Origin of the sequence: Bacillus sp. AL-1R, assembly GCF_052180195.1 — a bacterium.
GTDB lineage: Bacteria > Bacillota > Bacilli > Bacillales > Bacillaceae_G > Gottfriedia.
Genome location: NZ_CP197469.1, coordinates 1,823,539 through 1,838,811 on the forward strand (window position 1 = coordinate 1,823,539; position 15,273 = coordinate 1,838,811).

At 32.3% G+C, this 15,273-nt stretch carries 11 protein-coding genes and 2 pseudogenes; 11 read left to right on the forward strand and 2 right to left on the reverse strand.

Going from position 1 to position 15,273, the window contains the following annotated elements; translation table 11 throughout:
• The first annotated feature begins 74 nt into the window (after positions 1 to 74).
• From ACSBO6_RS08590 to ACSBO6_RS08630, 9 genes and pseudogenes are all read left to right on the forward strand, one after another.
• Positions 75 to 188, forward strand: coding sequence for a hypothetical protein (locus tag ACSBO6_RS08590; protein ID WP_353616078.1), 114 nt, complete (start codon positions 75 to 77; stop codon positions 186 to 188).
• A 121-nt stretch (positions 189 to 309) separates the two neighbouring features.
• On the forward strand, positions 310 to 681 hold the full coding sequence (locus ACSBO6_RS08595; protein WP_098848715.1) for a cysteine-rich CWC family protein: 372 nt from the start codon (positions 310 to 312) through the stop codon (positions 679 to 681).
• A gap of 219 nt (positions 682 to 900) precedes the next feature.
• Entirely contained in the window at positions 901 to 1,302 is a 402-nt protein-coding gene (locus ACSBO6_RS08600) for a MerR family transcriptional regulator (RefSeq protein ID WP_056470089.1), read from the forward strand.
• A 57-nt stretch (positions 1,303 to 1,359) separates the two neighbouring features.
• Complete coding sequence (locus ACSBO6_RS08605) at positions 1,360 to 2,661, forward strand: glutamine synthetase family protein (RefSeq protein WP_180233035.1); 1,302 nt, start codon at positions 1,360 to 1,362, stop codon at positions 2,659 to 2,661.
• 114 nt (positions 2,662 to 2,775) lie between these two features.
• Positions 2,776 to 4,110: a type I glutamate--ammonia ligase gene (gene glnA / locus ACSBO6_RS08610; RefSeq protein WP_098848714.1), complete on the forward strand. Its 1,335-nt coding sequence runs from the start codon at positions 2,776 to 2,778 to the stop codon at positions 4,108 to 4,110.
• Positions 4,111 to 4,313: 203 nt separating this feature from the next.
• Positions 4,314 to 4,967, forward strand: a pseudogene (locus ACSBO6_RS08615) (SpoVR family protein); the annotation flags it as partial.
• Between the two features lie 411 nt (positions 4,968 to 5,378).
• Entirely contained in the window at positions 5,379 to 6,590 is a 1,212-nt protein-coding gene (locus ACSBO6_RS08620) for a hypothetical protein (RefSeq protein WP_498844485.1), read from the forward strand.
• Positions 6,591 to 7,740: 1,150 nt separating this feature from the next.
• On the forward strand, positions 7,741 to 8,421 hold the full coding sequence (locus ACSBO6_RS08625) for an ABC transporter ATP-binding protein (protein WP_498844486.1): 681 nt from the start codon (positions 7,741 to 7,743) through the stop codon (positions 8,419 to 8,421).
• Between the two features lie 5 nt (positions 8,422 to 8,426).
• Positions 8,427 to 10,919 carry an ABC transporter permease gene (locus ACSBO6_RS08630; protein ID WP_498844487.1) on the forward strand — a complete coding sequence of 831 codons (2,493 nt, stop codon included), beginning with the start codon at positions 8,427 to 8,429 and terminating at the stop codon, positions 10,917 to 10,919.
• Positions 10,920 to 11,317: 398 nt separating this feature from the next.
• On the opposite strand, the pseudogene ACSBO6_RS08635 reads toward ACSBO6_RS08630, so the two are convergent.
• A pseudogene (locus ACSBO6_RS08635) lies at positions 11,318 to 11,434 on the reverse strand (metallophosphoesterase); the annotation flags it as partial.
• 577 nt (positions 11,435 to 12,011) lie between these two features.
• Here ACSBO6_RS08635 and ACSBO6_RS08640 point away from each other — a divergent pair.
• Positions 12,012 to 12,407, forward strand: a complete 396-nt coding sequence (locus ACSBO6_RS08640; protein ID WP_098848713.1) for a hypothetical protein — start codon at positions 12,012 to 12,014, stop codon at positions 12,405 to 12,407.
• Between the two features lie 151 nt (positions 12,408 to 12,558).
• Here the strand turns inward: ACSBO6_RS08640 and ACSBO6_RS08645 are convergent, their stop codons facing one another.
• Positions 12,559 to 13,833: an MFS transporter gene (locus ACSBO6_RS08645; protein ID WP_498844488.1), complete on the reverse strand. Its 1,275-nt coding sequence runs from the start codon at positions 13,831 to 13,833 to the stop codon at positions 12,559 to 12,561.
• Between the two features lie 265 nt (positions 13,834 to 14,098).
• On the opposite strand from ACSBO6_RS08645, the gene ACSBO6_RS08650 reads away from it, so the two are divergent.
• Positions 14,099 to 15,265, forward strand: coding sequence for a sulfite reductase subunit alpha (locus tag ACSBO6_RS08650; RefSeq protein WP_098848711.1), 1,167 nt, complete (start codon positions 14,099 to 14,101; stop codon positions 15,263 to 15,265).
• Positions 15,266 to 15,273 lie beyond the last annotated feature (8 nt).

Below are 15,273 nucleotides of genomic sequence, written 5' to 3' on the forward strand. Positions count from 1 at the left end.
TAATTCAAATTCTATTAGCTAATAAATATAATCGAAGAAACTGATCATTACCCGGTACGCACAGGGGAAATCGTATCCAAAAAATGGAGGAAGAATGGCTAGCGTTATCATCTACACAAGGGGTTCTATGGTTATGGGAAAACAAAGAGATAAAGAGTGTAGATGAAGCCTATTTTATAGATTTATAATCTATTAAGCTAAAAAACTACATAAAAGTCTTTATAGTGTGAAGCTAAAAAATTAATTAGTTCGGCACGATCCGCAGAGTTAGTAGGCTATAAAAGAGCACATGATTGAGGAGGGGATCTAATGGCAATTAAGCTCTGTCCCATGTGTGGTAATGGGAATAAGTGCTCAAGTGGAAAGACTTGTTGGTGTAATGATGAGTATTTTCCAAGAGAAATCTTTGATCAATTACCAAAAGAAGAGGTAAGAAAATCTTGTATTTGTAAGTCTTGTTTAGATCAGTTCAAAGAAGATAACAGAATAGAAAATATAAAACCTTCTGATATCGGACCAATAGTTTTTGGTCGTAAGAATGGAGCAAAACAGATTGATGAAGTATGTTATTGCTATGAGAAATTTAAAGATCAACTTAAACCAGGGACAGTAACGAAGTGTTTCAAAGAAAAATGTGCTAATTACTTAAGATGTACTGAAGAACTTAATAAAGAAGTTTGACCGAAGAACAAGTACGTGTTTAATCATAATTGAAGAGAATACAAATCGTTATAATCTCCAAACTAATGGAGATTATTTTTTTTAATAAAATAGTAGAATTTTTTCTAATGTTGCATAGTATAAAAAACAAATATTTTCATGTTAGATTTTCTAACATCGTATTGACAGATTATCTAACATGAATTAAAATACAAATAGATGAACGAAAGGAGCATTGCTATGAATGATCAAGTAAGACGCTCAACGCCACTTTTCCCAATCGGAATAGTCATTTCGTTAACTGAATTATCTGCAAGACAAATTCGATATTATGAAGAGCATGATTTAATTCGTCCTGCTCGTACTGAAGGAAATCGTAGATTATTTTCTTTCAATGATGTCGATCGATTGTTAGAGATAAAAACTTTTATAGAACAAGGCTTAAATTTAGCAGGAATTAAAGAAGTACTCAATTTAAAATCGTCAGAAAAATCCAAAGAAACAGTCGTTCAACAAGTCATTGTTGAAAAATCAATATCAGATGAACAGCTTCGAAAAATGCTTCGTCAAGAGTTATATCAAAATGGTAAGTTAGGTAGAACTTCTTTACGACAAGGAGATATGTCTCGATTCTTTCATTAAGTTATTGATTAAGTCCGGATTATTCTAGCTTTTATATTTATATGGGGGGAAATATAAATGAAAAAGGAAACGATTTTAAATAGTGTTGAAGAACATAGTCTTGAATTTGTACAGTTATTTTTTACAGATGTAGAAGGGGTATTCAAACATTTAGAACTACCAATCACACAAATTGAAAAAATACTTAATAATGAAACTATGTTTGATGGCTCTAGTATTAACGGATTCACAAAAATTGAAGCAAGTGATATGATGCTTTACCCAGATTTGAATACTTGGAAAGTCGACACAATCGAAAAAGTTGGACTCTTCATTTGTGATGTTCATTATCCAAATGGCACACCTTTTGAAGGTGATCCTAGAAATGTGCTTAAACGAGCAATTGAAAAAGCGACTGACAAGGGATTTACTTCGTTTAATGTTGGACCTGAACCTGAATTCTTCCTATTTAATAAGGAGGGAAATCAATTAGTTCCAAATGACAATGGTGGATATTTTGATGTAGCCCCCCTAGATAAAACAGTTACAATACGACGTGAAATTACGAAAGCACTTCAAGCTTTAGGGTTAGAAGTTGAAGCTTTACATCACGAAGTTGCAATCGGTCAACATGAGATTGATTGGAAATACGCACCAGGATTACAAACAGCTGATAATATTCAACTATTTAAATATACAGTTAAAACAATTGCTGAAAAAAATGGTTTAGTTGCTACATTCATGCCAAAACCAATTTTTGGAGAAAATGGCTCAGGGATGCATTGTCATATGAGTCTAGGAAATGATAATGGTAATGCCTTTTATGATCAGCATGATTCAATTGGATTATCTGAAACAGCACGACAATTTATTGCAGGTGTTTTAACACATGCCCGTGCAAATGCTTCAGTTACAAATCCAACAGTTAACTCATATAAGCGTTTAGTTCCAGGCTATGAAGCACCAGTTTACGTAGCTTGGTCACAAAGTAATCGTACTTGTACAATCCGAATACCGGCTGCAAGAGGTGCAGGTACAAGAATCGAAGTACGAAATCCAGACCCATCTGCAAATCCTTATTTAGCTTTAGCTGTTTTATTATCTGCAGGCTTGGATGGTATTGAAAGAAAATTAACGCCTCCAGTCGAACGTAGTGAAAACCTGTATTTGATGGATGACGTAACTAGAAAAGCAGAAGGTATTGAAACATTACCTGGAAGCTTACTTGAAGCCGTGACAGAACTTGAAAACAGTGAATTCCTACAACAGGTATTAGGAAAACACGTATTTTATTCATTCCTTCAAAACAAAAAAGAAGAATGGGATGCTTATCGATTACGTGTATCAGAATGGGAAAAAGAAACATATTTAAACTGCTAATCACTAAACTTAAAATAAAAAAATAGAAAAGTGGAAGTAGTTTAGCTCTACTTTTCTATTTTAAAGTGTGTTAGACTAATTTTGTTTGTTGCATACGAAAGGGGAACTTTTATAATGGCTAAGTTTACAAAAGAAGATATTTTCCGTATTTCAAAAGAACAAAACGTAAAGTACATACGTCTACAATTTACGGATTTACTAGGGGTTATCAAAAACGTTGAAATTCCAGTAAGTCAGCTTGAAAAAGCTTTAGACAATAAAATGATGTTTGACGGTTCTTCAATCGAAGGATTCGTTCGTATCGAAGAATCAGATATGTATTTATTCCCTGATTTAGACACTTGGGTAGTATTCCCATGGACTGCTGAAAAAGGAAAAGTAGCACGTTTAATCTGTGATATTTACAATGCAGATGGCACTCCATTTGAAGGAGATCCTCGTAATAACTTAAAACGTATGTTAAAAGAAATGGAAGCTTTAGGCTTCACAGATTTCAACTTAGGGCCTGAGCCAGAATTCTTCTTATTTAAATTAGATGAAAAAGGTGAACCAACTCTTGAGTTAAACGATAAAGGTGGTTACTTCGACTTAGCACCAACTGACTTAGGTGAAAACTGCCGTCGTGATATCGTTCTTGAACTTGAAGAAATGGGCTTTGAAATCGAAGCATCTCACCACGAAGTAGCTCCAGGACAACATGAAATTGATTTCAAATATGCTGGTGCAATCAAAGCTTGTGATGACATTCAAACATTTAAATTAGTTGTAAAAACAATCGCTCGTAAACACGGTTTACACGCTACATTCATGCCAAAACCATTATTTGGTGTAAACGGTTCAGGTATGCACTGTAACTTATCATTATTTACAAATGGTAAAAACGCATTCTACGATGAGACTGGTGAATTAGGTTTAAGTGAAAATGCACGTCACTTCATCGCAGGGATCTTAAAACATGCTCCAAACTTTACAGCTGTTACAAACCCAACTGTAAACTCATACAAACGTTTAGTACCTGGCTATGAAGCTCCATGTTACGTAGCATGGTCAGCAAGAAACCGTAGTCCACTAATTCGTATTCCTGCATCTCGTGGCCTAAGCACACGTGTAGAAGTACGTTCAGTAGACCCAGCTGCAAACCCATACTTAGCATTATCAGTATTATTAGCAGCAGGTTTAGACGGAATCAAAAACAAATTAGAAGCTCCAGCTCCAGTAGACCGTAACATCTACGTTATGTCTAAAGAAGAGCGCGAAGAAGTTGGAATCATCGATTTACCAGCAACTTTAGCAGCTGCACTAGATCTATTAAAAACAGACGAAGTAATCGTTAATGCTCTAGGATCACACTTATTCGAACACTTTGTAGAAGCAAAAGAAATCGAATGGGATATCTTCCGTACTCAAGTTCACCCTTGGGAAAGAGATCAATACATGTCAGTATATTAATCAAATCAACCCTTGACGCTATTGGCGTTGAGGGTTTTTTCTTTTTTGTTTAAGTAGAGAAAAGCAAGGGGAAAAGGACCAAAAAATGATGAGAGTAAATTTTAAAGTGTTTGAAGACATTCATTCTTTAAGGTATTTATATGAAGTTTTTAGTTATTAAAAATTTCATGATATGAGGAGTAATGGTCTGTTTTTGGTGGTAACTTGAAACGAAAATTATGAATGAAGGCTGGGCAAGTTATTGGCATATAAGAATTATGCGCGAACTAAATCTTGATTCAAATGAAGCGATTGAGTACGCAAAGCTTAATGTAGGAGTAGTTCAGCCGTCAAAAACAAGCATTAACCCATATTATTTAGGACTAAGAATGTTTGAAGATATTGAATATCGATATAATAATCCAACAAAAGAAATGAAAGAATTAGGCGTTAAACCTGGCAGCGGAAGAGAAAAAATGTTTGAAGTACGAGAGTTAGAATCTGATAGTTCATTTATTCGAAACTACTTAACGAAAGAACTCGTTATGCGTGAAGATATGTATTTATTTCAACGACAAGGTAAGGAGTATAAAGTCACTGATAAGGCATGGGAAAATGTAAGAGATCAACTTGTAGTTAGTCGGGTAAATGGAGGATTCCCATATATCGTTGTTCAAGAGGGCGATTACTTAAAAAATGGCGAGCTATATTTGAAGCACTCCTATGAAAATATGGAACTTGATGTGAAATATGTTGAGAAAGTAATGCCTTATATTCATCAGTTGTGGGGTAGAGGAATTCATTTGGAGACAAATATTGAGAATAAGTCTGTTTTGTTTAGTTATGATGGGAAGAATATTCATCGGAAGTATATTTGATTTCATTTTTGATGCAACATAAACACTAAGGAAAAGAAAGTAAAAAATATTTGAGTAGTAGGACTTTGCTTCATATACTACTAAATTAGAAGGGGACTACAATAAAAATTTGTAGTTCTCTTTTTTGTTCAAAAATTGTTATATTCAGGTAAGGACACAAAGACATATAAAAAAATTAAAATTTAATGAGAAAATAGGAGGTATCAAGTTACTGAACCTTATCTACTTATATTTCATTAATACTATTTTGACACAATAAAGAAGGGATTTATTTAATTTATAAAGAAGGAAGATTAGTGACAGAAAATTACAATATATTCTGATTTGTATATTGAGCGGAGGGAAAACAAACAAAAATAAAGATAAATCGCTAAAATTTTCATTATATTACAAATTTTATTAGGAGGAACTATGAAACTTAAAAATGGATTTATAGCTGGTCTTACTGCATTAACTATATTTGGAGTAAGTGCAAGCAACACGTTTGCCGAATCAACAAATTACATAACAAATAAGCAGGCTACTTCACTTACAACAAGTGACATAGAATACTTAAAAAACCTTGGCTTTACCGAAGATTATATTCAACAAAAACTTACTCAAAGTGAATTAAATTTATTGAAAAATGAACGTGTTGTTTCTCAAAATACTACTGAAAAGTATATTAAAACAACTGAAGTTTATGATGAAAAAACTAAGAAAAATAAAGCAGTTGATATAGAGCTTTCAAAACAAGAGTTCGAAAAAGAAGTAAAGTTAGAGAAAGAAAAAAGATTGCAAAAAGACAGCAGCAACACTTTAAATACTTTGGACGGAACTTCAAGTAATGGATCAACTATAACGCCATTTGTGACAGGACCTATTTTTCCGCCGCCAGATCCAGAGCCGACTGTACCAGACCCTTCGATAATTGTAGAAACGCCAGACGATCCACAGGGTAATCCTGATGAATTACCAGAATATGTAATAGATAAATCTGAAGTAACACCACCAAATGAAGTAGTTATAGGTGATGGTGGTTCGAATACTTGGTATAATTATTCAAGTAGCTACAAAAAAATGAAAACAACAGTAAAACTACTTTCTTCAGGTGTATACCATATAACATCTGTTATGAATTGGGTGATTGTACCTAAATACAAAGAAGTAGATATGTTTGCAGTAGCATGGGATGATTCATCTGATTATGCTTTGGATTATAATTCAGTATATGGCACCCAAAAGTATGTAGCTAAAAATCCATTTACAGGTAAAACTACATCAGGTACCTACACTTATGATTTAACTCATGATCCAAATAATTTTACCGTGAAAAATGGAAGTAATGGTGTAATGGTAAAACAAAATTTAAAAAATAATTGGGATGCATACGAAATTAGTGGGTATACTCAAACACTTGAAATGACAGTTAAGCGCGAAAAATCTAACAATACTAGTTATTTCAATGTACGAACTGGGTATAGACATCAAACTGATAGTTTTCGAGTAAGATTAGATGGTTTTAATTTAACATTGGGAGGTTCAAAAGACGGTGTGTCGGGAGAATTGGGTCTTAATTATTCATTAGATACAACCGAACATTACGACGCATTGTATAAAATTTATTCCCAAATTGCGGATTAATGAACTAAATTACATTGTTGAAATAGTATCTTACATAGTAAGGGGAACGGTTTATGAAGGATTCTTTATATAAAATACTTAATATAATATGTTTGATTACAATTGCTGTTTTACTTTACCGCATTGGTACAGAAATACATGTAGTTGGTAACCAAATATGGAAATTAGTTAATACTCAATAAATAAATGATCTTGAAATGAAAAAAGTACTCAGTATTAAGTAATACTGAGTGCTTTTTTATTAGTGATATAACCAGATTCTTTGATTATTTTGGATAGTTAGATTTTTAGTAAATTATTAACTTTATAAATTAAATGAGAATCTACACTAATTGTAGGTTCTTTTTTGTGCCCTTTAAAAATGACAACCCACTCATATTGAAAAAGTGATTTAGGGGAAAACATTTTGGTTAATTATTATGGAAAGAGCCTGCATTAGAAGTATATTAATCCGATTATTACTAGGCAGTTTTTGTCTATGGATACTCTAAGCCCCTAAACTATAACTTTATAATTATCCCTATCGATAGGATAAACTGGACGGGGGTTATCTGAAAAATCGAAGATGCCATACCTGGTAGCTTGCTACACAACGAGTACCTCATGCTGCTTTTTTTATCTCGTTACAAAATCTTCACTTTTATTCTCTTGTTTTGATAAATTAACAAAACAATTCACCTTTAATCGACATTTTAAATTTCCAATATTTTCAAAAAATACCAAATAATAGAAAAATTCGATTGATAGAATAGGATTTTGATGTTAGTATAGATTTTAGTAAGACAAATACATAGCAAAAGCCAAGCAGTAGCAGATAGGGTTTGGATAGATGATTTACTTTATATTTCTCAATATGATGGTGGGGCTACTAAATACTTTGAAAAAACAGTAGATGGTACAAGATATCGTGGTTACTTATTAAAATATAAGCAAGCTGGTTTATATCAGTATTATCAAGGGTATTTATACCGAGAGGGTATACCTTATCCAATTCCGTCAATAGTAAAACCAATTAATCTATAAGAATAAACTATTAGTTCTTGAAAACCTGCTTTTTTAAGTAAGTTTCAAGAACTTTTTTAATCTACCTGTATTTCTTTAAGAACTGCTAATTAATTCTTTTGTTTAAAAATTATTGGGATGTGATCATATGATACTATCAGTCAATCAAATTCATAAATCATATAGAAAAGAAAAAGTGCTAACTGGGTTATCATTTGAAATAGAAAATCCGCAAATCGTTGCACTAGTAGGTCCTAATGGTTCTGGAAAATCAACGCTTTTAAATATCATTACCAACCTTGTAACTGCTGATGAAGGTGCAATTACTATACTTGGGAAAAGTAACAAAGACCCATCAATTTTTCGTGATGTTTCATTCATGCAAGATAATTCGGTCCTTTATGATTATTTGACTGGGTATGACCATCTTCAATTTATTGGAGATGTGCAAGGAATTAAAAGGAAACAACTAATGGAGGTAGCCAAAAGAGTAGGTATTGATGGCTATTTGAACAAAAAGGTGGCTTATTACTCTCTTGGGATGAAGCAACATTTACTTTTGACATTGGCTATTGCTAATCAACCTAAATTGCTTATTTTAGATGAGCCACTGAACGGACTTGACCCTACAAGTGCCATTAAAGTGAGAGAGCTACTATTACAGTTAGAAGAACAAGGAACTGCCATTCTTCTGTCCTCACATAACCTAGCAGAAATTGATCGAGTCACTTCGCATGTCCTATTTTTAAAGGATGGAGTTCTTATAAATGATGAACTTTCAATAAGTGCTGAAGAACGTTATAAAAAGATTTTTTTTGAAGAGGGGTGATTAGTTTGAACATCATTCTATTTGAATTGAAAAAGTTCTGGCGTAAACGGAGTTTTCTTTGGATATCAGTCGTAATTTTATTATCTGTAAGTGGAAACTTTGTACAAAATTACCTGCAAAAATCAACACTGCAAGCCAGAGCCGAACAAAAGATTCAGCCTTACATAGAAGAAACAGATAAAATTTACCAAGATTTACAAAGCCGTCAAAGCGATAAAAAGATTGATGAAATGCAAATAAGACAACTTGAACATATCATAGAAGTTGGAAAAGCTTTGTATAATTGGAAACTTTCAATTACAAATAAAGCGTGGGATAAGATACCAAATTATGAACATGATTTTTTAAGAGGTTTGGTACAGTACTCTAAGTACGGTGGAGAATTTCACTCACTTCAAGGAGTTGAAAGAAACCAAGCAATTGCTAAGAATGAGTGGTTGATTAAACACGATCTTCCGTACAATGACGAAGAATATCCTTTAGCACCTATGTTATTTTTAAAAGAAAATACAAAAATATTATTTGGTGTTGTTGGTGTTATAGTATTATTAATTTTATTCGGAAATATAATGGTCATCGAAAAAGAACAGAATACTTGGTTGTTTTTAACTACTCAGCCGATTCCGAACTGGAAACTTATTTTTGGTAAGTTATTTTGTTTACTAATAATAATGGCTACATTTATAGTATTCGTCATAGGTATAGGATCTGTTGTTCCTTTGATATTTGATCACCAAAAGATAAATTTTCAATACCCTCAATTAGTCGGTTCTGGTGAAACGTTTATTATTATTCCAACGATTACTTACATAATGAGAGAAATAGTTCTGTTTATAAATACATGTCTAATAACTTTTGGTATTGTATTTCTCTTAAGTAGAGGAATAAAAAATTCTTTTACTGTTTTTATATTTACCTGTTTTATTTTGATTGTAGGCATATCCTTTACTGAATTGAAACGGTTTTTACAAACCATATGGAATCCATTCCAATCTTTTCAATATAACGAAATACTTAATCAATCACCTAATAGTACAGTATGGAGTTTACTTTTCTTCGCTATTATTTGGAGTCTCAGCTGCGTGTTACTATCCGTTTTTCTACCTAAAAAGGAAATTGGATTATTAAATTCTTCCTATCTTTTACCATTTCAGAAGGGAAAAACTAAAATTAGCGCTAATCCTTTATTGGTAGCGACTCTGTTTGAATATCGAAAAGTTCGACGTAAAGGTTTGTTCAGACAGGTGAACATTTTCCTTTCAATTTTAATTATATTTGGTTATTTTGTTTTATCTGACCAAACGCAAGAAAAGAAAAAATCATATTTCCTAGAGTTAAAACAATCTGAACACGTCATTGAAAGTGTTGTATATCCAGATATGAAGGAAGAAATTGCAATACTAGAAAAAGAATCGCAGGGTTCTGATTTGCAGGAACAGCTAGAAGATTTGAAAAAGGGAGAAGCAATCTTACTAGAAACACTTCAAAAAAGCAATGCAGCGGTATCCAGCTATAAAAAAGGAAATTGGACTCCTCTATATGAATATCAGTTATTTCAAGCTCGTTTTGCTAATAAAGAATTTGATTCAGGTAATCTGCAAAATGCCTTTAAGGATACATTAGGTCAGTTCACAATTGATGTTAGTATAGCTGAAAAGAAATGGCTTATAGATCATCAGATTAAACCTGTATTTTCAGGAGATTTTCTACCAACTTTTTTTTCAAACGAAAAAGATAACTCAAATAAATGGTTAGAAGTGAATCAAAGATTAGATAATAGTGGGCTTTATTCGCTTTATATGTTCTTTAAAGATTATTTTTATTTAGTTCTAATCGTTATATTAGTATTGATATTTGGATCAGGATTTGCAAGTGAAAGAGGGAAAAAGTATACTCTGCGTTTTTTAAAGACACAGCCTATCACTTCCAAGCAAATTTTTTTAGGAAAAGTGTTTAATTCTACTATCCTATCATTTTTAAATTGTTTTGGACTGTTTTTATATGTATTAATAATAGGGACATTGTTTAATCGTTTCGGCGACTGGAAATATCCTATATTATTTTATGACCACCCAACAATTGCAGGTTCTTCAACCTATACTGGCACGATATCATATAGGGGGAATGGATTTCATTTTAGTCCACTAGGAGTCAATTTAATGCAAAGTATTGTGTTATTATTGTGCTTACTATTATTTACAATTGTATTGTCTCAATTAATTTCATTGTTTTTTAACAATTCTTTAGGAGTTTTTTCGTCTACGATATTAATAGTGTCAATAGGATATATAGCCAGTACACAGATACTTACTAAACATGCATACCTATCTCCGTTTACGTACTTTGACGTTGCAAAAACCACTAATGGGGAACTGTCAATATTGTTTAATCAACCTAGTATAAGTGTTCAAATTGGTTGTCTGGTCCTTATTTTATCAACTCTTATTTTGTTACTAATTGGATATTTAGTAACCAGTAGAAAGAATATGACTTCTTAAATGCACTAGCTTATGTGTTTTTTGAACAAGATGATTAACTGTGTAGTCGATTTTTATAAGTATGCACAGCATGCACATAATCCTGACTAGTGATACTAATAATAAAAATAATGGAGATGAATTTGTTTTGTATGAAGATTCAAGAAAACAGATACTATTCTTGACAATCTAAGTTATGTTGTATATGAAAAAAATAATGAAACTTTTCAAAATATGCCTTTAATATAGCGAATGCTTGTTAGGGAAGAGAAACAACAAGGACAGACACAAAAAAAGAGTGTCTGTTTTTTATTTAATATGTATTGACATGATATGTTGGTTAGAATGGAAAGATCGTTGGGAGACGGAAGGCTGGGCAAGTTTATGGCATATAATAATTATGCGTGAATTAAATCCATGTCTCCTAAACAATAAATATGTTCAACGTCAAGTTCACTTTCAATATCATGAATAACGGCACGTAATGCTGAACTATTTCCATGAACATCTGTAATGACCGCAATTTTTCTTCCCATAAAAATACATCTCCTACTTCTTCTTGAACATAAAATAACTATTTTTTTAATTCTATATTCCTAAGAAAGTACCTCCTTTCTTAAGAAACTATCCTGTAATTATGTTGAATATGGAAAATTGTATCTTATAAAAAAATATTTGAGAGAAACAAGGCAGACAAGTTTTTTTGCATAAAAGAATTATGCAGTACTGAATCTAGAATCGAATAATCAAAGCATAATGTAGGAGTTCAGTAGTCAAAAACAAGCATTAACTCGTATAATTTAGATTTAAAAGTATTTGAAGAAATTGACTATCAATAAAATGATCCAACGAAAGAAATAAAGGATTAGGCGTTATACCTGATAGCTCATTTATACGAAACTACTAAACGGAAGAAACAGTTTCTCCACTATATGGTAAAATGGGAGTACAGTAACTTCACCGTATTTTGTATTTAACGAGCAATTTGTTTATAAACTTGTAGAATATTCAACTATGACAGTCCATTTGTTGAAGAGCGATATGGATATTATTCAATCCTATACTTAAAAAAAGTAATTGCAAAATTAATAGTTTAGAAGGAGAAAAATAAGGATGAATGAATTAATTGTATTTGGTGAACTTCATAAATATATAAACAGTTTAGGTCCTATGAAATGTACGATGGCTGCAAAGAGCCTATCGTTAGGGTATAAACCTATTTCCTTTAGTGGAGCATTTAAAAAATTTGCGACTTTATATGGAGATAAAAAATACCATTGTTTAATTCTTCATGTAGATCCAGGTAATCCAGAATCTACAAAAGGAAAGGCTATTCAAAAAGAGGTACAAGAAATTTTAAATTTTGAAATTAAAGAAATGAGAAATTTTGTCCTGAAAAAACATGAAGTTTATGTTCCATTTGAAATAATAGATTCAAAAGAGAAGATGGAGCTTTTAAAAGTTACCATAAAGTGTATATATGAAATTTTATTTAAAAAGAAATTTTAAAAACATGCTTATTGTATAGATTTAACTTGATGTAAAAAAAAGTCATTGTTAGTGTGATTCTTAATATTACTCAAATGTGTAATATTAAGAATCAAAAAATAAAGAGGGTGCCCCTTAAAGTTATAATCTTGGGACAGCCTCTTTTCTTTTTTTAGTAATTTGTCGTTTTCGCTACTTCTTTATTATTAGGTTCGGAAACACGAGTTAAAAAGAAAATACCAATAACAAATAAAATAATTAGACTAAATACCCCCATATTAGAACGGCCTGTAATTTGAGCTGTCAAACCGACTATTAATGGTCCCATGATCGATGCAAATTTACCGAATATATTATAGAAGCCAAAAAACTCGTTTGATTTTTCTTTAGGTACGAGTTTTGCGTAATACGAACGACTTAATGCTTGGATTCCACCTTGGGATGTGGCAACGAGCATAGCCAAAATCCAAAAGTCTAAAGTGGAATTTAAAAAGTAAGCATATATACAAACAATCATATAAATAATGATTCCAACATACAGCATAATTTTACTTGAAAACTGATCTGCAAGCTTTCCATAAATAATTGCAAAAGGGCAAGCAACAACCTGCGTGACAAATAAAATAATTAATAGATTTGTTGAACTGATTCCAAGGTCGGTTCCATAAGCCGTTGACATCGTAATAATCGTTCCAACGCCATCGATATAAAAGAAATATGCAAGTAAAAATGTAAATAATGCACGATATTGTCGGATATTTTTAAACGTTTTTCCTAGCCTTTTAAAGCTATTTAAAACGGGATTTTGTTCAGGTTCAATAAAGTAATTTTGACGAACGTTTCGTATTAAAGGAATCGTAAAAATGCCCCACCAGGTTGCAGTAATAAGAAAGGCAATTTTACTTGCGAGAGTTGTTGAAATTGAAAGTAATTCCTTTTGAGCTAATACGATTAATGCAATACTAATGATAAATGGGATCGTACTACCTATATATCCGAAACTAAAGCCTCGAGCGGATACTTTATTCATACGTTCTTCTGACGTTACATCTACTAAAAAAGCGTCATAAAATACATTCGCGCCCGCAAAGCCAATAGCTGTAATCGTATAACAGATTAAGAGTAAAAGCCAGTTATCATTCGGAATAATAGTAAGTAATGCAGTAAAGGAAACACCGAGAGTAAAAAAGAAAGAAAAGAGCTTCTTTTTAAATCCTTTATAATCAGCAATTGTTCCAAGAATCGGACCTAACATAGCTAAAATAAATGTAGATATTGCGATCGTATAACCTAAATATGCAGTTGAAGCAGAAGCACTTATTCCGGCTTTAGAAGCAGAAGCTTTATAAAAAAGAGGGAATACGGCAGTGCTAATAATGATAGAATAAGCTGAATTGGCCCAATCGTAGAAAATCCAACTATTTTCTTGCTTCGTAAAACTCTTCATGAGTTTTTTCCTCCCAATGATTAGTAACTGCTTTTTAAAAGGTTATAGACTAGATACTACTAATATTTTATTTATCCTCTACAGTTTTCAGTATATTAACAAAAAATTTTCTGTATAAGCTATGAAAAAGAAGAGAATCCTTAAGATTTTGGGACAAATGATAAAGAAAAGCACGAAAAAGGTAAAAAAGTCGTAGATGTTAATACATTATTTGCCACTTCTATGTTATCTTATTTATATACACATTTGTTGGAGGTTAAGGATTATGAAATCAGCTTTTGAAGAGACTAAAAATGAGAATATCCCATTTTCAAGAACTAATCCGTTTCAAGCGAAGGTTCTTAAAAATATTAATTTAAATGGAACAGGCTCAAACAAGGAAACAAGACATATTGAATTATCATTAAAAGGTTCAGGACTTACTTATGTCCCAGGTGCTGCACTTGGCGTAATCCCTTCAAATGATCCAGAGCTAGTTGCTGCTCTTATAAATGAAATGAAATGGGATGAAGAAGCAATTGTTACTGTTGGTAAGCAGGGTGAAACATTATCTTTAAAAGAAGCGCTTACATCTTACTTTGAAATTACACTATTAACGAAGAAAATCTTACAACAAGCAGCTGTATTCACAGAAAATGAAGAGTTGAAAAACCTTGTTTTGGTTGAAAATGCAGCTAAACTAAAGGAATATTGCTATGGCCGAGATTTACTAGATATGTTACGTGATTTTGGGCCATGGAGTGCATCTGCTCAAGAAATCGTTTCATTATTAAGAAAAATGACTCCACGTCTATATTCAATCGCAAGTAGTATTGCTGCAAATCCAGATGAAGTTCATTTAACAATCGGTGCTGTACGATACACTGCACACGGACGCGAACGTAAAGGTGTATGTTCTGTTTTATGTTCAGAACGTATTAAAGAAGGAGATACACTTCCGGTTTATGTTCAAGCAAATAAACATTTCTATTTACCAGAGTCAGAAGACAAAGATATTATTATGGTTGGACCTGGTACGGGGATTGCACCATTCCGTTCGTTTATCCAAGAACGTGCAGTCAATAAAGTTACTGGCCGTTCATGGCTATTTTTTGGAGACCAGCATGAAGCGTCTGATTTCCTATATAAAAGCGAGTTAGAAAAATACAAAGAAGATGGAGTATTAACTCGAATTGATACTGCATTCTCACGTGATACGGATCAAAAAGTTTATGTGCAACATAAAATGCTTGAACATGGTAAAGAATTGTATGAATGGATCGAAAAAGGAGCTTATTTCTACGTTTGTGGAGATAAAGAATATATGGCCAAAGACGTAAACGAAGCACTTATTACAATTCTTGAAAAAGAAGGTTCAATGGCTCGCGATGCAGCTGAAGCGTATCTAAAAGATATGCAAAAGCAAGGTCGTTACCAACGTGATGTGTATTAATTATAAGT